General features: G+C 54.3%; 18 protein-coding genes. 7 read left to right on the top strand and 11 right to left on the bottom strand.

Features of this window, described 5'->3' with window-relative positions:
* Positions 1 to 44: 44 nt before the first annotated feature.
* From flhB to flgB, 6 genes are read right to left on the bottom strand one after another with little or no spacing between them, the layout of a single operon-like run.
* Positions 45 to 1,124: a flagellar biosynthesis protein FlhB gene (flhB, locus tag FJ695_RS13625; protein ID WP_141185963.1), complete on the bottom strand. Its 1,080-nt coding sequence runs from the start codon at positions 1,122 to 1,124 to the stop codon at positions 45 to 47.
* A gap of 9 nt (positions 1,125 to 1,133) precedes the next feature.
* Positions 1,134 to 1,907 carry a flagellar biosynthetic protein FliR gene (fliR, locus tag FJ695_RS13620; protein WP_141185962.1) on the bottom strand — a complete coding sequence of 258 codons (774 nt, stop codon included), beginning with the start codon at positions 1,905 to 1,907 and terminating at the stop codon, positions 1,134 to 1,136.
* Positions 1,908 to 1,919: 12 nt separating this feature from the next.
* Complete coding sequence (gene fliQ / locus FJ695_RS13615; RefSeq protein ID WP_141185961.1) at positions 1,920 to 2,192, bottom strand: flagellar biosynthesis protein FliQ; 273 nt, start codon at positions 2,190 to 2,192, stop codon at positions 1,920 to 1,922.
* A gap of 51 nt (positions 2,193 to 2,243) precedes the next feature.
* On the bottom strand, positions 2,244 to 2,558 hold the full coding sequence (locus tag FJ695_RS13610) for a flagellar hook-basal body complex protein FliE (RefSeq protein ID WP_141185960.1): 315 nt from the start codon (positions 2,556 to 2,558) through the stop codon (positions 2,244 to 2,246).
* 41 nt (positions 2,559 to 2,599) lie between these two features.
* Positions 2,600 to 3,010: a flagellar basal body rod protein FlgC gene (flgC, locus tag FJ695_RS13605; protein ID WP_141185959.1), complete on the bottom strand. Its 411-nt coding sequence runs from the start codon at positions 3,008 to 3,010 to the stop codon at positions 2,600 to 2,602.
* A 29-nt stretch (positions 3,011 to 3,039) separates the two neighbouring features.
* A complete protein-coding gene (gene flgB, locus FJ695_RS13600; RefSeq protein ID WP_141185958.1) occupies positions 3,040 to 3,444 on the bottom strand; it encodes a flagellar basal body rod protein FlgB in 405 nt (134 codons plus the stop codon).
* A 420-nt stretch (positions 3,445 to 3,864) separates the two neighbouring features.
* Between flgB and FJ695_RS13595 the strand changes: the two genes are divergently transcribed.
* The 3 genes from FJ695_RS13595 (at position 3,865) to FJ695_RS13585 (ending at position 7,416) form a co-directional block, all read left to right on the top strand.
* Positions 3,865 to 5,355: a flagellar biosynthetic protein FliO gene (locus tag FJ695_RS13595; protein ID WP_141185957.1), complete on the top strand. Its 1,491-nt coding sequence runs from the start codon at positions 3,865 to 3,867 to the stop codon at positions 5,353 to 5,355.
* Entirely contained in the window at positions 5,352 to 6,119 is a 768-nt protein-coding gene (fliP, locus tag FJ695_RS13590; RefSeq protein ID WP_168206364.1) for a flagellar type III secretion system pore protein FliP, read from the top strand. Before FJ695_RS13595 ends, fliP begins: the two co-directional genes overlap by 4 nt.
* A 244-nt stretch (positions 6,120 to 6,363) precedes the next feature.
* Positions 6,364 to 7,416 carry a DUF2336 domain-containing protein gene (locus FJ695_RS13585; protein WP_141185956.1) on the top strand — a complete coding sequence of 351 codons (1,053 nt, stop codon included), beginning with the start codon at positions 6,364 to 6,366 and terminating at the stop codon, positions 7,414 to 7,416.
* A gap of 32 nt (positions 7,417 to 7,448) precedes the next feature.
* On the opposite strand, the gene FJ695_RS13580 is transcribed toward FJ695_RS13585, so the two are convergent.
* The 5 genes from FJ695_RS13580 to FJ695_RS13560 all read right to left on the bottom strand — a co-directional run bounded on the left by FJ695_RS13580 (position 7,449) and on the right by FJ695_RS13560 (position 14,901).
* Positions 7,449 to 11,657: a hypothetical protein gene (locus FJ695_RS13580; protein ID WP_371708992.1), complete on the bottom strand. Its 4,209-nt coding sequence runs from the start codon at positions 11,655 to 11,657 to the stop codon at positions 7,449 to 7,451.
* 217 nt (positions 11,658 to 11,874) lie between these two features.
* Positions 11,875 to 12,588 carry a MotE family protein gene (locus FJ695_RS13575; protein ID WP_141185954.1) on the bottom strand — a complete coding sequence of 238 codons (714 nt, stop codon included), beginning with the start codon at positions 12,586 to 12,588 and terminating at the stop codon, positions 11,875 to 11,877.
* Positions 12,585 to 13,157 (bottom strand): DUF6468 domain-containing protein, encoded by a 573-nt coding sequence (locus FJ695_RS13570; protein WP_141185953.1) that lies wholly within the window; start codon positions 13,155 to 13,157, stop codon positions 12,585 to 12,587. Before FJ695_RS13570 ends, FJ695_RS13575 begins: the two co-directional genes overlap by 4 nt.
* Positions 13,154 to 14,389 (bottom strand): flagellar motor switch protein FliM, encoded by a 1,236-nt coding sequence (gene fliM, locus FJ695_RS13565; RefSeq protein WP_141185952.1) that lies wholly within the window; start codon positions 14,387 to 14,389, stop codon positions 13,154 to 13,156. Before fliM ends, FJ695_RS13570 begins: the two co-directional genes overlap by 4 nt.
* An 8-nt stretch (positions 14,390 to 14,397) precedes the next feature.
* Positions 14,398 to 14,901, bottom strand: a complete 504-nt coding sequence (locus FJ695_RS13560; RefSeq protein ID WP_141185951.1) for a flagellar basal body-associated FliL family protein — start codon at positions 14,899 to 14,901, stop codon at positions 14,398 to 14,400.
* A 279-nt stretch (positions 14,902 to 15,180) separates the two neighbouring features.
* Here FJ695_RS13560 and flgF point away from each other — a divergent pair, with 279 nt between their 5' ends.
* Genes flgF through flgH form a run of 4 tightly spaced genes read left to right on the top strand, consistent with a single transcriptional unit; the run spans position 15,181 to position 18,472 of the window.
* On the top strand, positions 15,181 to 15,921 hold the full coding sequence (gene flgF, locus FJ695_RS13555; RefSeq protein WP_141185950.1) for a flagellar basal-body rod protein FlgF: 741 nt from the start codon (positions 15,181 to 15,183) through the stop codon (positions 15,919 to 15,921).
* Between the two features lie 20 nt (positions 15,922 to 15,941).
* On the top strand, positions 15,942 to 16,724 hold the full coding sequence (gene flgG / locus FJ695_RS13550; protein ID WP_141185949.1) for a flagellar basal-body rod protein FlgG: 783 nt from the start codon (positions 15,942 to 15,944) through the stop codon (positions 16,722 to 16,724).
* A gap of 18 nt (positions 16,725 to 16,742) precedes the next feature.
* Entirely contained in the window at positions 16,743 to 17,723 is a 981-nt protein-coding gene (gene flgA, locus FJ695_RS13545) for a flagellar basal body P-ring formation chaperone FlgA (protein WP_141185948.1), read from the top strand.
* Entirely contained in the window at positions 17,723 to 18,472 is a 750-nt protein-coding gene (gene flgH / locus FJ695_RS13540; RefSeq protein WP_141185947.1) for a flagellar basal body L-ring protein FlgH, read from the top strand. The genes flgA and flgH overlap by 1 nt, the downstream gene beginning before the upstream one ends.
* The last annotated feature ends 177 nt before the right edge of the window (positions 18,473 to 18,649 follow it).

Genomic DNA, 18,649 nt, shown 5'->3' with positions numbered 1-18,649 from the left:
AGCAAAGGCGTCTTCTCTACAATATTGTTACTTTAGCCGGTATTTCAGTTGGCTTTCCAGGCTGCCCGCTTGCGCATTCTGAAGACGAAGCCAATAACCTCGGCCACCGCTTTAAAGTGCTCTTCCGGAACTTCCTGATCAATCTCTACTGTTGCATAAAGCGCCCGGGCAAGCGGTGGGTTTTCAATAACCGGAACTTCATTGTCCTTGGCAACTTCCCTGATTTTCAACGCCAGCGCATCCGTTCCCTTGGCCAAGCAAAGCGGCGCACCCATGCCTTCTTCATATTTTAGGGCCACAGCATAGTGCGTCGGGTTGGTAACGACCACAGTTGCCTGCGGAACGGCCGACATCATCCGCTTGCGCGAGCGTTCCATACGCAACTGACGGATCTTACCTTTAACCTGAGGGTCACCTTCGGTCTGTTTGAATTCTTCCTTGACCTCTTTGAGGCTCATCTTCTGTTTGTTGAACCATTTGTTCTTCTGGTAGATAAAATCCGCACCAGCAACAATGGTCATCACGGCCAGGATCGCAGCCAACAACTGCAGGATCAGTATGCGGGCCCGCTCCAGGATAATCACCTCATCGGCGAAAATCATGATATCCGCTTCGTCCTTATGCGGCCACAGCACGGCCACCATCAGCGCTCCAACCACGGAAATCTTGATCATGCCCTTTGCGAAGTTAACCAGACTGTCGACGGAGAAGAGACGCTTGAACCCGGACAGCGGGGAAACCTTCGATAGTTTGGGCTTGATCGTTTCAGCAGTCAGCAAGGGCTGGTGTTGAACCAGATTTCCGGCCACCGCCATAACGACCAAGGCAATCAACGGAAAACCGACGATTATGGCAACGGACTGGCCGGTGTCTCTCCACAAAGCCTTGATCGCATATCCGTCAACAGGCATCTGGTGCGCATGCTCCAGATAGCCCTTCATCAGTTTGCCTAGCGATTCAGCTGCCCCTGGCGCCAGCAAGGCAATCATCAAGGTCGCCCCAGCCAAAGCGAACCAGGTGCTGACTTCCTGCGATTTGGGAACGTCCCCCTTGTCATGAGCGTCTTTCAGACGCTTCTGCGTGGGGTCCTCTGTCTTTTCTGAGTCGTCGGTATCGTCAGCCATAACGCACCGTTACCCCGCGATAAACTTGCCGAGCGACTGCTGAACATGATCGAGATAGAACATCATCAGCGTCGTCAGAAGTACCATGAGAAGAAAGAACCCGATGGCGATATTCACGGGCATGGCGATAAAGAAGATCTGCATCTGCGGCATCAGTTTATTGAGCAAACCGAGGCCAAAATAAAAGACCAGACCAACAACGAGAAACGGCGCGCTCATGCGCGTCGCAACTGAAAACACATGCGCGACCGTCTCGGTCACGTTTTGCGAGAAATCACCGACGGGCGGCATGGATCCAGGCGGAAACAGCGAAAAACTGTCATGCAGCGCTGCAATCACCAAGTAATGCGTATCAGTAACAAAGATCAGTGTTATGCCGATAATGGCAAGAAAGTTCCCGTAAAGAGCCCCTTGTTGGCCCTCATTGGAAATGTCCGTTCCAAGCGCAAACGCCAAGCCGGTTTGGTTGGCGATAATCACACCTGCAATCTGAACGGCGGAAGTAATTAATTTGGCACACAGCCCGATGGCCACTCCAATGGCAATCTCACTAAAAAGCAAAACGGCCAATCGCTCTGGGGAGGCCACCAAATCAGCCGGATATTGCTGAGAGCCCATCGGATAAAGCACCAGCGTCAAAGCCAGTGCAATCGTCAGGCGGAAACGGGTTGGAATGGAACTTTCACCGAGTGCCGGTAACAGCATGATCATCGTGCCCAACCGCGCAAACATGAGCATGAACGCTGCGGCTACATCAGGCAGGAAATCAAGCTGGATGGTCATCTAACGCCACCCCTAGACCGGCCCGGTAGTCAGGATCATTTCCGCAACACGTGACATAAACCCTTGAAGCACTTGGCTCATGAAGGGCAAAGAAATCAGAAGTGTGACAAAAATCGCCAAAATCTTTGGAACGAAGACCAAGGTCATTTCCTGAATCTGGGTCAAGGCTTGGAACAGCGCGATGACAACACCGACCAGCAAACCAACGACCATCGTCGGCCCGGCAACCAGGATCATGGCCCACACAGCAGCCCGGGCAAGATCAAGCACTTCAGCGCCGGTCATGGCTGTCCTTTCTCGTGTTCCAACATCTGGTTTCTGCGAGGCCCAACCCGATCAGATCGGCATCCGCATAATTTCTTCGTAAGCCGAGATAACCCGGTCACGGACGGCGACCATGGTTTCCAAGGCAACTTCGGTTTCAGCAACTGCGGTCACGACGTCCACGACATCCGCTTTGCCTTCAATCAGGCCAACCGCTTTATTATCCGCCACGCGTCCCTGATCGACGACATTATCGACAGCGCTTTGAACCATCTGGCCAAAATCCACCTGCTCGCGGACGGGCGCCGGGTCTTCAATAGCTTTTGCCTGCTGCTGCAGCCGGGCCGCCATCTGATAGGCGTTGTTTGCAACTGACATCGTCGACATTGGCTTACTTCCTTACCAGCTTCAAAAGGCGAAAACGCGGCCTAAGCACGCAAGATATCGATCGTCCGCTGCAGCATTTTGCGCGTGGTTTCGATCACATTAAGATTGGCTTCATAAGACCGCTGCGCCTCGCGCATGTCGGTGGTCTCAATCAGTGTGTTAACGTTCGGCTGGAGCACATAGCCATTCTCATCAGCGGCTGGATGCCCCGGCATGTAGTTCGACTTGAAGTCCGAAGTGTCTTCGACAATCCGGCCAAGTTCGACCTTGTCAGCCCCCAGCTCCTTGTCGAACTGAGCTTTGAATGTTGGAATTTTCCGCCGATACGGCTCTTCGTCCGGGGTCCGGGCCGTCGAGTTCGCGTTGGCGATGTTTTCCGCAATCACACGCATGCGACCGTTTTGAGCCTTCAAACCGGAGGCGGAAATGAAGAGGGACTTCATCAGATCCATGTCAGGTTTCTCCTAATCCAGTCGCCCGCTTATGCACTCTTGGACAGGGCTGTTCGGATCAACCCAAGCCCCTTCGTGTAAAGCATTGTCGCAGCTTGATAATCCATCTGGTTCTGAGTATTTTTCATCATTTGCTCTTCCAGATTGACCGCGTTACCGCTCGGCGTAATTTCAAAGCTTTCGCGCTCCTCGACCTTTCCGCCAATGTCGCTCCCGATCATACCTGCGATATGACGCTTCGAGGTCAGGTCGGTAGACAAGGCAAAGCTTTCGCGACCAATGTGATCCTCAAAGGTATATGCCTTCAAATCGCGGGACGTGTAGCCTGGCGTATCTGAATTGGCGATGTTTTCCGCCAATACACCTTGCCGTGTCTGATGCCACTGCATCTTCGATTTCAAAGCCTGAAACAATGGCAAGTCTGTAAAGGTCATCCGATTCACCTTTTGTTAACCCCGCAAGCAAAGATTGCCGAGCAAATGGTTAACGAGTGGTTAACTATTCTTAACAAACACCCTCTAAAACTTAACAACTCAACAGGGCCGATTGCGTTTTCCGTGCATTTCGCGATTTCTCGCAGCTATCAGCAGGCAAATTCTGCCCACCTCTGTTAACTTTATGATCTAGAGAGATTCGAGATAGGGCATCAAGCGGCAGAAATTGCCATTCATAGCCAGTAGCGCAGCCCAGCGAGCGGCAAAACGGCAAGCAAACACAGACGCTTTAGACGGACGGGCCGCAATCAGTCAGATATCGGAATTACTGGGGATAACGGCTAAATGCCGTCATGAAGCACAAGTTTCGCAATAAGACCTCCCTACGGCTTTCGACTTAAAGGGCGGCAAGAGGATAAGATGTACAACTGGATTCAAACCACCTTTCAGGTCAGTGAAGGCTTGGCGCAGGGACTGCAGCTGGTCATTTCTCTAGCCGTCGTCCTGGTCTTGTTCGGATTGTTCATTTTCATTATCAAAAGACTGATGGGCGCAAGAGTGCCGCAGTCTCGTGGACGCCAGCCGCGGATTGCCCTGATGGACAGTGCTGCGATTGACAGCCGCCGCCGGCTCTTGCTGGTCCGCAGAGACAATATCGAACATCTCATATTGGTCGGAGGGCCAAGTGATGTGGTGGTGGAACAGAACATTGTTCGCAATGCCCCACTCGCCGCTGGTCAACCCCGCTCTGGTGCCTATCAAACACCACAGCAGGCAGGGGCCATCAAAGCCGCCTTGGCACCAGGGCCTGACATTCCCCTGACACCGGATGACGTCGCAGCTGCCCCGCCCGCAGGACCATCAACAGACGCACCGGCGGCCGCACTGCCACCCCAACCATCTGCTTCCACTCCGCCAAGTAGCGCAAGCGTCAAACCGCCAGCGCAAACACCCGTCTCCACAGCAGCCGACTCTCCTACTCCAAAGCCCGCCGCGTTTGGCTCCAGTATCCGGCCTTCGATGGGGGCTACATCTGCAACCAGCACCAGTTCCGTTTCTAGGACTGAAAAACCGCCGCTTGCTTCAGGCACCTCTCCATCTGCTAAGGGAAAAACCGCGTCTTTCTCCGCACCTCGTGTTAGCGCACCTAGATCTGCCCATGGCGCAACGTCTGCTAAGCCGGAAACTTCCAAAACGGATGTTGCAGCACCATCGATCAAAAATGAGAGCGAGAAAGCCCCGAAGAAAAGTAACCCTTTACGTTCACTGACCCGATCATTTTCACCAAAAGACCGCCCGTCTTATGGATCTGGAAAAATTTCTCCCCCCGCATCTGGGCCGGCGGCCCGGGTCACGACTGCAGTCGTAAATCCAGCAGATACCGACCCACAGGCAAGCCGCGTAGAACCGGTGGTGAGCAATGCAGGCCTTTCGGGTTCCGTCTCCGTCTCCGTCCCTGACAAAGCCTCTCCGGAAACCAACGCATCACCAACAACCGGAAACACTTCTCCATCTCCCGCGTCCGTAGAAGCAGAAAATGGCGCTGCCGGCAAAGATAAATCAGGCCTGACAGACGCCATGGCTGAAGGGATTGAAATGGAGCTCTTTTCAAAAACCAAACCGAGCACCGCCGACACTCCTACAGCCCCTCAAAACGCTGAACAAGCATCTGAGGAAAAGCCAAACGATCCAGTTGCAGCGACACCGTCGGAAGCTCAGATTGATACGCAAGAAACGGCAAAACCGGATACTCCGTCAGAAAACGCGGCTCAATCCGGAGATGACCAAAAGCCGGTTGGTGGCGCAGCCAACTCTGATCCCGACTCGGAAAAGGGCATTGGCGACCGAAATCCAATCGAAGCAGAGATGGCGAAAATTCTGGATGAGTTGGGCGGACAGCCAAAGCAATGACGTGTCGCGTTTGTCATATCAGTTTGCGTAATATTTTCAGGGCAGTCAGTGCATTTGCATCTTTGGCGATCTTATTCGTATTCCCTGCCAATGCTCAAGAAATCTCAGTCGGCTTTGGGGATGACGCCAGCCTAACCGAACGTGCCGTTCAGCTTGTCATTCTTCTGACAGTTCTGTCGTTGGCGCCATCCATTCTAGTGATGGTCACCAGTTTCACCCGTATTGTCGTTGTTCTGTCCCTTCTGCGCTCTGCCATCGGGCTGCAGACTGCGCCACCGAATATGGTCATGATCAGTCTAGCGCTGTTCTTGTCGGCCTTCATTATGATGCCAACCCTTCAAACTGCCTATGAAGAAGGAGTTCAGCCGCTGGTGGACGGCGACATTGAAATCAATCAAGCCTATGAACGGGCCTCCGATCCGTTCCGCACCTTTATGCTGTCACAGGTCCGGGAAAAAGACCTGATGCTGTTTCAAGAACTCTCCGGCCGCGAGGCACCAGAAGCAGAAGAAGACCTTGCAATGCCGGTCCTCATCCCAGCTTTTATGATTTCGGAACTCCGGCGGGCATTTGAAATCGGCTTCCTGCTCTATCTCCCGTTTTTGATTATCGACCTCGTAATCGCTTCAGTTCTAATGTCCATGGGTATGATGATGCTACCTCCTGTTGTCATCTCACTACCCTTCAAACTGATCTTCTTCGTGCTCGTTGATGGTTGGAACTTGGTCGCCGGCTCACTGGTCAAGAGTTTCGGCGGAGGCTGAATTACACTTAGTTCATCCCGCCAATACATTGCCTAACGCGCACTCTGAAAAAACGAGCCGACAGTTCAATCGACCTGAATGGACAGCGTAAATGGCATTCGTGATTACGTCTTCGCCATGGACTTTTATTGGCGTGCCCCAAAACATGGATGCCGATGGTGAAAAGTAGAGAAAAATTAATATAGTATTTGAAATAATACGGAGTATTGCAGGACGCCCACTCCAAAAGAAGTTTGGATTTTAGGTGCTCATAGAACAGCTTGAACAACTGGCGCGTATCAAGGAACCTGAAGCGCGCTCAAAACTGATCCGGACGCTCGTTGGCGAGTATGCCCGTTCGGAAGATCACGAACCGTCTGAAAACGAGCGCGAGCTGTTTTCCCGGATCGTTCTCTCTGTTTTTGATCAACTTGACCGTAGCGCCCGTTATGAATTGGTTGTCCGCTTGGCCAAGACCGACCGGATCATTGCCGATTTGGCTGATCGCCTTGCGGAGGAAGATTTTGAGCTGTCCGAACCGGTGATTGAATCCTCCCCGGTCATCAGCCAGGAAGCCATGATGGCCATCGCCACGAGTGGTGGAAATGACAAGCGGTTGGTCATGGCGCACCGGAATGATCTGAGCGAAGAACTGACTGACAAGTTGATTGCCAGAAGCGCCCGGCCGGTCGTTCATGCGCTTTTGGAGAACTTGGAAGCCCCTTTTTCGGTGCGTGGCGTACTCGCTTTACTCATCTTCGCAAATACGGAAGTTGAAGTTCTTTGCGGATTGGCCAAACGGGCCCTTCGCGACAGCGGATTTCTAGAAACCCAGATACAGATCCTTGAGACCAATTGCCCGATTTTTCCTGCGCCGCTGAAACGAGCTATTGAGGAAGATACTCTGGAAAAACTGGCAGCTCAGATCGGAGACATCAAGCGCGGTCAAGACAACATAGAGATCGACGGTATCCTTTATTCCCGCCATGAAGCAAGTGTGCACATTGCAAATGGTGAACTGTCTTTCGACGCGATTTTGAGAACCCTATTTGAGGAGCAGCGTCTGGACGCTGCAATCTGGCTGATCAGCCGTAAGATCAATCTGGCCGACGATGTCGTCTCCGATACGCTGAAGTCTGACGCCGATGGCGCCATCATGCGGCTAATGCTGCAAACTGGTATCCATGAGAAAACTTACCGCGACTTCCTAAAAGCACGCAGTGAATGGCTGGACCGCAGCACCCGCGGCATTCCAGATCTTGTGATGCGGTATAAGGCAGAGCTGAAGAAACCTCGCGCCACGGCCACGGCACATTAAGCCGAACCTCAAATAGCAAGTTTTTGGAGTTTTTATCCGGCTGAATCGGTTTCAGCGGGTGCTTCCGCGCGGTTGGAACTGCGGTCTGGTGACATGTATTGGCGCCGGTATTCTTCCAGGAAGGTTTCCAGAGAATCGATATCCGCAAGCTGATTGGCGACCTCTAGGAACTCCACGCCTTGCGCCCGGATGGGCCGCGTGACCACTTCGAAGGCCAGAGCCTCCTGGCTGTCCGCCATTTTTGTCATGTATTTGGTTTGCAGGCGTTCAAGGCTAAGCTGATCGCCGGCCAGCGAATAGGCGATACCCGCCCGCAAAATGTCCCGCCGTTCCTGGTCATCTAGCGGAATCTGGTCCGACCAGCGGGATCCATGCATGGCTTCCAATTGCTCACCAGCATCCCGCCAACTTTCGGCAGCCCAGAACGTATCGGCCCGCAACCGGTCTACATCGGTGCCCCGCATGTTCCGGACAAGCTCAAGAGCAAGGTCCGGGCGCCCGCTTTCAGTTAACGCCCGCGCTTCAACGATATTGCGCTGACGCTTCAACGTCGAAGGAAGACTCGCCTGACGGGTGCGGTTCAGAACCCGGAGGGCTTCTTCTGGTCGACGGTCCATCAGATAGATCGCGCCAAGATCTGCCGCTATTTGAGCCCGTGCTGCCCCCTTCAGCCGATTGTCGACCTGATGCCGCAGAAGTTCCGTTGCCTGATCCAGAAGATCCACTTCAACAAGGCGTTTGGCCAAAAGCCGGACCATCTCGTCACCGCGACGGCCAATCGGTGTCAGCTCCCGGAAATCATAATAAAGAGCCAGCGCCTTAATCGGCGGCATTTCATCGGCCTTGCCATCCAGGAACAGAGAATTGAACAGGGCGTTCATTTCTTCTTGGAGCAAGCGGGTTGTATCAGAGTCAGGTTCTGCTTGAACCGCAGATTTCATCGCCTCAAACGCTTCACGATACTGGCCGCGTTCGGCATAAAGCTGCGCCAAGAAGCGCAAGGTTTTGAGCTCAATTTCATCACCGCGCCAAGATGTCGACAGGCCAGCCAACTGATCTATAGCCTCGTCAATCGTCATCTCGCCGTCGCGGTAACGGATCCTCAGCGCCCGATATTCTGCTTCAGCCGCCCGAGGACGGTCATCTGAGCGGGTTACAAGGTCAAAAACTGTCAGCGCCTCCTGCGACCGGCCAGACGCATCGGCAACCCGGCCCCGCAAAATATCGTAGCGCGCAGCCTGTGGACGGGTGACTTCGGCCGGTTCAATCTCGGCCAAAATGCCGTTGGCAATGCCAAAATCATTGGCCTCGACCATCGACTGAGCGGCTGCAAGTTTGAATTCGGTTTGAATCGATGTTGGATAGTTGCCAACGACTGCCCGGCCACGCGGCATCGCTATTCGCGCCTGTGTCCAGTTGCCCAGCTGAACATCGACAATGGTTTGCCAGACCGCAGCATCCGGACTGTTTTTCAGATCCGGCCGATGAAGATGCCCATAAGCCTCATCCGGCCGCCCGGCCATGGTCAATGCGGCTCCTTTCACAAGATTAAAGGAACTGTTTTCGGCCAGAGCAGGATCTTCTTCGAGCGCCAGGTTCATCAACCCCATCGCCTCTTGCGGGAATTGGTGTGCGAGATAAAACTTCGCCAACGCCATCAACGGCTTACGGCGTTTGCCTTCGGGCGATTTCGTCAATTGGGATTGGAGTTCTTGAAGCCGCGAGCGGTACGCACCAGGGCCTTCAGTGCTCAGGGAGACAAATTCGACAGATCCGGTGTCATCTGGATCAACGATACGGCCCAATGTTCCTGTACCACCACGCAAATGCCGGTTGGACAAGGCCAGGCCACCATCCTTTTCAATGATGACGTCATCCCCGAGGATTTTGATCTTTACGCCATCGGACCGCGTCGCCAAAGCGATACCTTGCGCCGAACTCAAGGCTTCCAAATCGACAAATTTTTGGGGTTTCAGAAGCCCGCGCGGCGGTCCAAATCCAGTGACGAGAGAAATGGTATCGCCAACAAAAGGATCGGTAATGCTGCGAATATTCTGCGGATCTTGATAAAGGACCCGTAGGATCGATCCACCATCCCCGCGGATTGTCCGTTCCATTTTGAGCGGGATAGATGGCTCTAGAATCAAATCGCCAATGACCAATGACCAGGCATTTCCGTCCGCACCAACTGTCGCCAAAACCGGATCATTCATGTCAAGGCGCAAGATCTGATAGTCGCCGTGTTGCTCAACATCAATCGTTTCAGCTGTTTCGGCCAAAGCCGAGACCATACCGCGGGTATCAATTGTCGCATCGGTATCAAAGACCAACCAGATGCTATCGTTCCGCCGGAACACAGCACTCGAAACCGGTTCAGAAAATGGAAATACCACGCGGACCGTGTTGCCAATACGACGGGCTTCCGCAGACACAAAATTGCGGGCTGCTTCGCCAAAATTCTCTGGTGGGCTCTCCGGTGATACTTTCGTTTCGGCGGGATCCCGCCCCCCTGTGGCCCGCCAAACTTCAGGCGCCCGTTCGGGTTTGCGTGGCAACTGAATGCCCGCAGGCACTTCGCTGCTACCAAAGCTTTTGTTCTGGCGGATCTGGACTGGAGCCGGACCAACGGGAGCCTTGGGCTGCCGAGTATCGGAGCCTGTGCCCGTCTGTTTTAATGTCGGAATTGCGTTCTCACCCTGCGGCCCCTCCGGCACCGGGTCGCCCAGCTTCTGTTTGGACAAATCCAGCATCGGCGCTGGACGGGCAATTTCGTCATCGGACGGAGTAATCTCACTTAATGGCATTGCGCGTTGGCTTGCCTGTGCCAGCTGGATCAGTTTAGGAGCGCTGTTCACACCAGAGGCGCCGTTTTGTCCCGAGCCTCCCTGCCCTGCAGAACCGGGAATCGAAGCAGTTGTTTCCTCGCCATCATCAAGCGCAGCTTCTGCTGGATCTTGTGCTTCAGCTAAGACAGTTACCGGAACCGTTTCGGCTATCCGGTCACCGACCTCTATATCGGGTTGTGCAGAAACGACTTGAACCGGGGCTTGCCCGGTTCTGGTCGGTTGCTGCAATTGATCCTGGTTCTGGGCAAACCCGAGTTCAGGGCCGTTGCCTGGTTTTTGCTTTGGCACATTTTCGGCCAGAACTAATTCTGAAGACGTCCCCTCAATATCACCGGAGCTGGGTAACAAATCTGCTGATCTGTCGCGAGCAGGCGCTGGTTCACTGCTATTGCGCATTGGCTGCGGCGCGCCACCTTCTGCTGCGCCTCCAAGGGGAACGGCAGTGAAACCGGCGGATTCATCAGCCCGCGATTCCTTCAACCGGCCACCTCCGCCATATGACGCGGAGCCTGACGGCGGCAAACCACGCGGATTGCTGACCTCACGCGTGTCCCGCAAACCAGGTGCGGTAATCATGTTCTTCCGGTTTTCGTTATCCGCGACCGAAAGCTCCTTGTTGATCAGAGCATTCGCCGGATCGTTCGGCTCCATGTTCTCTGGAGTAACATCGATGACATAGGTCTGCTCTTCACGGAAGGCCCGAATATCGACCGCAGGATCGACGCGCATAAGAAATTTCAACTTCCCTTTATCGAGGAAAGATGTCGCGTCGATGACGCCAGGCGGCAGATGCGCCCGTAAGTGAGAAATATCCAATTGTGCCGGGTGGTTGAAGGTGACCTTGATAATGTCGTTCTCGCGGACAAATGCTGTATCGAACTTGATCGACCAGTCGAACACGAGGCGAGTAAATGTTGGGTGCTCGCCAACATGCAAAGTGACTTGCGGACCTTCCTGAGCTTTCAGCCGCGCTTGTTCAAGAGCACGGACCTTCCGCATAGCTGCCTCGGCCCGTTTGGCGAGCTCGCGAACCACATCATCCGGAAGTCCGGGCGGCAAGCCCGACCAGGTCATCGGCAAAATGTCGATGAACAGCTTCTCACCAGCTTCCAATGTGTTGATCTGATATTGGCTTTTCAACGCAAACCGAATGGCCGCCCCATCGGGATCCCGGCGTGCAATCGTGACATATTGCGCAAGATCCAGCGGTACATCATCGACATTCACATCGATCGGTTCCTGGAATGAAATCCGGAGCACACCGCCAGTAATGACCGCATCATAGGTCGGCAGCAGGGTTCGATCTTTGAAGGTCAAGACAATCCGGCCAAAACCTTGTTCCTGGGAGACGTCCAAGTCAACGGGTTCAAGGGACTGGGCATACGCAGATGCCATCGGCAGGGCCGCAAACAACAGTGCCACGAGTAGGAGGCCCATCCTCAAACACACAAAGGCTCTGCATTCGCGGAAATCTGCGAATGTCCCGGTTGCCCATGATGTCAGGATCTGCCTTGGCAAGTTGTTTCGACCTCGGTTTCTGCCAACACTCTAGTTTTATACAAGTCCCCTTAACGCGCTCTTACGCTGAGTGAAGAGAGCGGACTTAATTCGCTCAGTTAGACGGAATTTTTGGAAGGACCGCACTTGCAGGCGCCTGTGCCTGTTCTTGGACCGGTTCTGGCTGCTCGGAGGACTGACTGGCGATCGCAACGGTCAGCTGCTCGGCAGCATCCGGCGACATTTTCGCCAAAATAGCCGACATTTTCCGGGGCTTCATTTGTCGGACCACCTTCATCAGGATCGGCAGGCTCAACCTATCAAAAATACGCGCCGCGTCTTTCGGTTTCATGTTTTCGTACATGGTCACGAGACCGGCAATTTCGTTTTCTTCCTGCTTTTTCTTCTGCTCAACTGCTGAGTTGATCCGTGCTTCGAGCTGCTTCAGTTCTTCAACCCGCTGCTCGATGCGTTCCTCAGTGGCCTGAAGCAGTTTTTCGCGGAGGTCCAGCTGGCCTTCCTGTTTCTGCAGGTTTTGGCGGCGTTTGCCGAGGCTCTCAAGAACTGCGCGTTCCGCTGCAGATCCACCAATTTCCAGGCTGTCCGGCAAAACCGGTTGGGCCGGCGGTGCCAAACCGGAAGCCGCGGCGCCCTCTTCAGGCATTGGGGCAGTCTCTGCACCGCCTGCTTCCATTTCAGCGTTTTCTTGCGCGATTGCGCCATTGATTGGCAGGCTGGTGCTGTCTGGGCCCATAATGAGGCCTAGAAGTTTCAACCCGAACAGCGCGCTCGCGGCAACGCCCAACAATGGCAACAATCTTACACTCATGCAGCAGCGCCTTTACGCTTGTTGCGGAATTCCTCCAGCCTTGCTGTAGCTTCCGCCGCCGCACTCCGGATATCGGATGCGCGACTGCTCCGTTTACGTTCAGGCTCCACGGCTGGCGCCTGTTGCAGTATCGATGGCTCGCCCGCCAAATGACCATTGGTATGCGGCGGTGGTGCGGCTTGCGGCTGCGCGGTATAAGGATCGCTCGCAGGCGGCAATTCCCGTTGCTGCGCAGCAGACCGGGCTGCTCCAGCAATTTGCGAGATCCGCGTAAAGACTTTGTCACCTTCGCCGATCTGGTCGGCTAAGGTATGAGACATGGTTTCTGCTTCCTTAAGACGGCGCCCGAGAGACTTATCCGCTTCCGCCGCGGTGGTCTTCAAACCCAGGATAGCCCGCTCCGCGATTTCCGTGGCCGTCATCAATTCCGAAATGGTCGCCCGGAGCGTTTGTTCGTCTGCCCGAAGCCTCTGAAGACGGCGGTTTAAAATCCAGCAATAGGCGATGGTGATTACAAGAAGGACAGCAACAAGGCCTTCAATAATCAGTCCGATGGGCAAGGACGTCATGGTTGCTCCATTTCGCTCTGCATGGCGCGCTCAAAGGCTGCCAGGGTCATTTTCGGTTTGCGCAAATTCTTTGCGACGCGGATGGCAATGGAATCTTCGGTCTTGCCAAGCGTCCCCTCTGTCAAAGGGATGTTTCCACACTTTACGAGTACTGGATCCGTCGGGGAGACGTCGAATACCAGCGTTTGCCCGACATCCAAGCTGAGCACCCGGCCAAGCGGCAAATACGTTTCGTAAAGCACCGCATCGACTTCAACTTCCGCGGCATGAATTTCTGTTGCCAAATGGCCTTCCCAGATCGGATCCCGGCCGAATTTTTCACCCATGAACATCTGGAGCAGCAGATCACGGATCGGCTCCAAAGTTGCGTAGGGCATCATGATTTCGACCGTCCCGCCCCGATCTTCCATATCGATGCGAAGTTCGACGAGAATCGCGGCGTTCGCCGGACGGGAAATCGCTGCAAAGCGCGGATTGGTCTCAAGACGCTCCAGATTGAAATGAACCGGAGACAGCGGCGCGAAAGCCTGTTCCGCATCCTGCAAAATCAGCTGAACCATTTGCTGCACGAGGTTCGTTTCAATCGTCGTATAGGGCCGTCCTTCGACCCTTGCAGCGGTAGTTCCACGGCCTCCACCAAGCAGCACATCAATAATCGAATAAATAAGGCTGGATTCAACCGTGATCATCCCAAAGCCGTCCCACTCTTCAGCCTTGAAAATACCAAGGATCGCCGGCAGAGGGATGGAATTCAGGTAATCGCCAAACCGAACGGAACTGATGGCATCAAGAGACACCTCAACGTTGTCGGACGTGAAGTTGCGCAAGGATGTCGTGGTCAACCGAACAAGACGGTCGAACACGATTTCGAGCATTGGCAGACGCTCGTAAGAAACCATTGCGGAGTTGATGAGCGCACGGATACCGCTCTGATCACCGGCAATGGTGTCTTCAATGTTGAAGCCGAGAAGGTTGTCGATCTCTTCCTGGTTGAGAACACGATCCGCACCACGGGTCGCGTTTTCCAGGTCCGGCTCGCTGTCGTCGATCATGGCCGCCCATTGCGCAGCCATATCGTCCGAGCTTCCGGCACCCTGCTCTTCTAGAGCAGCGCCCCAGGCCGCGGCCAAATCATCGTCTTCGTCGCCGCCAGCGCCCTGCTCAGCGAGAGCAGCACCCCATGCGTCGGCCATATCCTCTTCGGACAGATCGTCTTCTTCGGCGTCAGCCATCTAGATCCTCACTGTACAAGGATTTCCTTGAACAGCACCCCTTCGACTTTTGCCGGATAAACCGACAAATTGATCCGCCTGAGCAATTCTTCCTTCAGACGGAACAGACCAGCAGACCCCTCCAGGTCCGCAGGGCGGAGTTCACGCAAATAAATCTGAAACGCATCCAGAATCCGTGGCAAAAACGGCTGGATCTGCTCGATCATTGCGCGATTTTCAACTTCAAGGGCAATGCGGACCTTGAGATAGGTCGTGCGGCCCTCAGTCGCCAAATTCACAGTCATTTCCGGCAGGTCATAAAAAACCACCGGCTTCTGCGCTTCTTGCGGCACCGGCCCATCGCCCGGCCCAGGCGCTGGCACATCATCCCCCATCAGAAAGAAGTAGGCCCCGCCTCCAGCGGCAAGCAGAACGACAAGCCCAATCGCCCCAAAGAGAATGAGTTTTTTCTTGCCACCGCCGGCGGCTTCTTCCTCGCCTTCTTCCTCGGCTGCGGCGTTCTCGTCGGCCATTATGCCCTCCGCTCTACGCGAGCGCTCGCGCGCGTTTAAATATTACTAAAGTGTTAATGGTTAACGATTGGTTACCATTCCACTTCAGCGAGTCACCGGGCAAAAATTGCCAAGTGGTTAACTTCTGCCGGAATCTCTTGCCGCATGCATCCTCCGCCTTAAGGTTTTGCCCAGTTTTCCCAAGGATTTAAAAACTGGCACGGGTTCTGCATTAACCTTAACGGCGCCGCTGTCTGGGGAGACAAAAGCGCTTATCGGGGAGCACGAAGGACCAATCTTATGGAGAATGCTCAGCTAATCGCGTTGTCGCGACAGCATGTATTGAGAAACCGGCTGGATGTGGTCGCCAACAATATGGCGAACATCAATACACCCGGCTTTAAATCTCAAGATCTTCATTTCTCAGAATACGTGATGGCTGTTGCGGAGAACACCGCATTTGAGCCACAGGACAGAAAAATGTCCTACGTGGATATGTTCACCACACGGACCAATTTTGATCCCGGCTCCGTTATGACGACCGGAAACGACTTGGACTTTGCGCTAAACAGCGAAGGGTTTTTCGTCGTTCAGTTGGAAGACGGAACAGAGGCTTATACGCGCGCTGGTTCGTTTCATCTGAATGCCCAAGGTCAACTCGTTGCCCCCGGCGGTCTACCCGTCCTGACAGACCAAGGTCCTGTGACCATTACCCGGGAAGATGGATTGGTCGAGGTCTCCGCAGAGGGCATCATAGCAACGGACAACGGCATTAGGGGCCGGTTGCGCGTTGTCAATTTCGAAGATCTCCGCAAACTCGAGAAAATCGGCGACACCCTATTTGTCGGCGAAGATCCTATTCCCGCTACAGATGTCCGCATGATCCAAGGAGCTGTTGAAGGCTCCAATGTATTTGGCGTGACTGAGGTGAGCCGGCTGATCGAAGTTACACGTGCCTACGAATCCATGACGAACTTACTCAAAGAAATCGATGACTTGCGACAGCAAGCCGTCCGGACACTCGGCACCTTCGAAGGCTGACGGCATAAGGAACCGATAAGATGAGAGCACTCCACACTGCCGCTACCGGAATGAAGGCGCAGGAATACAATGTCGAAGTTATTTCGAACAATGTCGCCAACATGCGAACCACCGGCTTCAAGAAGCAACGGGCCGATTTCCAGGATCTGCTGTACCAAAACCTTCGGAGAATGGGCACAGAGACATCCGATTCAGGGACAATAGTTCCCACCGGTATTCAGATCGGTACCGGTGTGAAGCTGGCATCAACAGCCCGCATCATGTCTCAGGGCTCGCTTGAGCAAACAGGTAAAGACCTGGATTTGGCTATTCGGGGCGAAGGCTTCTTTCAAATTGAACTTCCTGGCGGCACAACTGCCTATTCCAGAGATGGCTCATTTGAGCGAGATGCCAATGGCCAGCTGGTAACCGTGGATGGTTATCCACTTGAACCGAATATTACAATTCCTGAAACCACCAGAGATCTAACCATCGCAGCCGATGGAAAGGTTCAAGGTGTCGACGAAGCTGGCGCGACTGTCGACCTCGGTCAGATTCAGTTGGCCCGTTTCGTCAACAAGGCCGGCTTGGAAGCAATCGGCGATAACTTGTTCCTCGAAACCGATGCCAGCGGTGCACCGCAAACCGGAAACCCAAATGATGAAAGTTTCGGAAGTACACAGCAGTACTTTCTCGAAATGGCCAACGTTGATGCGGTGACGGAGATTGCAGACTTGATCGCTGCCCAGCGCGCCTATGAGATGAATTCCAAAGTCATCCAGGCCGCCGACCAGATGTACTCGACCACAACTCAGATCCGCTAGTGAGAAAGGCTTAAGTCGATGAAGACCTTACTGATAGCCGCTCTTAGCCTGACCATGGCTGCACTTGCCGGTATACCGGCAAGTGCAAACGAGCGCCCGGTGCTGCGCTCACAGGTTATGACGTTGTCTGAAATCGTCACCGTCGGCGATTTCTATTCGAACGCTGGCGGTTTAGCCACGGTGCCCCTGTTCCGCTCGCCGGATATGGGAACATCCGGAAATGTTCCAGCTAGTATGGTGGCGAAGCGGGCACGTGATGCCGGACTTACAGCAGCAGGAACAGATGGACTGCGGACCGTAGTGGTTCACCGGGGCGCGACCAAACTCAACCGTTTTCAGCTGGAGAACTTGATCCGCATGGATTTCTCCAGACGAAATGCCAGTCTGGACGAAGCAGCCTTGGACATCAAACTGATCCAGGCACCAGTGCAGATTCTTGCCGACCCAAAAGTTCAAGATCCTATCCGGATTAATCGAATAGATTGGTCCCAGGAGTCTGGCTATTTCACCGCATATGCAACGGTAGCGGTCGAACACGGTACCAAACCACTGATGATCACAGGATCTGCAGTGGAAATGATCGAGGTTCTGGCTCTGAGCCAGCCTTTGAAACGCGGCGATATCGTTCAAGAAGCCGACCTGACAACCGTCCGGCTTCCCAAGTCCAAAGTCATGTCAGCAGCACTTCATGACAGCAAGGACATCATCGGCAAGGCAGCGCGCGTCAACATGCGCTCAAACCAACCGCTTTCGCGCAAAGACTTCGAACGCCCCATCCTGATTTCGCGCGGCGATAAGGTGACTGTCACCTTTAACCTCGGCGCCATGAAACTCACATCCCGGGCCAAGGCCCTTACCAACGGCGCCAAGGGCGACGTTATCGATGTGATGAACCTCCAGTCGCGGCGCGTTGTCCCTGCGACAGTATCCTCCCGCGGCCAAGTACTTGTTCATGCCGCCCATGCAGTTGTTGCAAGCCTGAACAAAGAGGCCAACTAATGTTCACTCATCGCAATCCTTCTCTCTTGGCAAGCATCGCGCTTGCCGCCTTGCTCGCCGGATGCGGCAGCGCCGACCGTCTGGCAAATGTCGGCAAGCAACCGGCACTCAACGCCATCCAAGATCCGACCACAACGCCGGGATACCGGCCGGTCCAAATGCCAATGCCGGATCCAGTTCAGGCACATTACAACCCGAACTCACTATGGCAATCCGGCAGCCGCGCCTTCTTTAAGGACCAACGGGCCAGCCAAGTCGGCGATCTTTTGACTGTCATTGTGTCTATTGATGAAAAAGCCGAGATTGAAAATGACACAGATAGGAGCCGGACTGAGACGAACGGCTCGGGTGTTACCGGCGCCCTCGGCACGGCCATAGACACCATATTCCTTCCCGCAGGTACAACCGCCAGCAATCTTGGCGCAGTCAACAGCAACTCAAGCTTTGCTGGTTCCGGCAAGGTTGACCGGGAGGAAGAGTTAAACACCACTGTCGCCGCAGTAGTCACCCAGGTTCTACCCAACGGCAACATGGTCATCGAAGGCCGTCAGGAAATCCGGGTCAACTTCGAAGTACGTGAGCTGATCGTTGCCGGTATTGTCAGACCGGAAGACATCACGTCAAACAACACCATCCAGAGCCAGCAGATCGCCGAAGCGCGGATTGGGTATGGCGGCCGCGGCCAAATCACCGACGTCCAGCAACCACGCTACGGCAACCAGGTCCTGGATATCCTCCTGCCCTTCTAATCCGACAGGCAGCACAGCTCCCCCGGCAGCTTTTGGCTGGTCAGACGTGGTCTGCCTTAAGCTGCTGAACCGGGCACGGCATCTCGCTCCCCGAGTGCCGTGCCCGATTTCTTTTGGAAGGTTAGGGTCAGGACTCATAACCAGAAGATGACCGCCGCAGGCAGTTCCGGCAATCAC

Source organism: Labrenzia sp. PHM005, assembly GCF_006517275.1.
GTDB lineage: Bacteria > Pseudomonadota > Alphaproteobacteria > Rhizobiales > Stappiaceae > Roseibium.
Note: the sequence above shows the minus strand (reverse complement) of the source record. Positions and strands in the feature narration are given on the sequence as shown.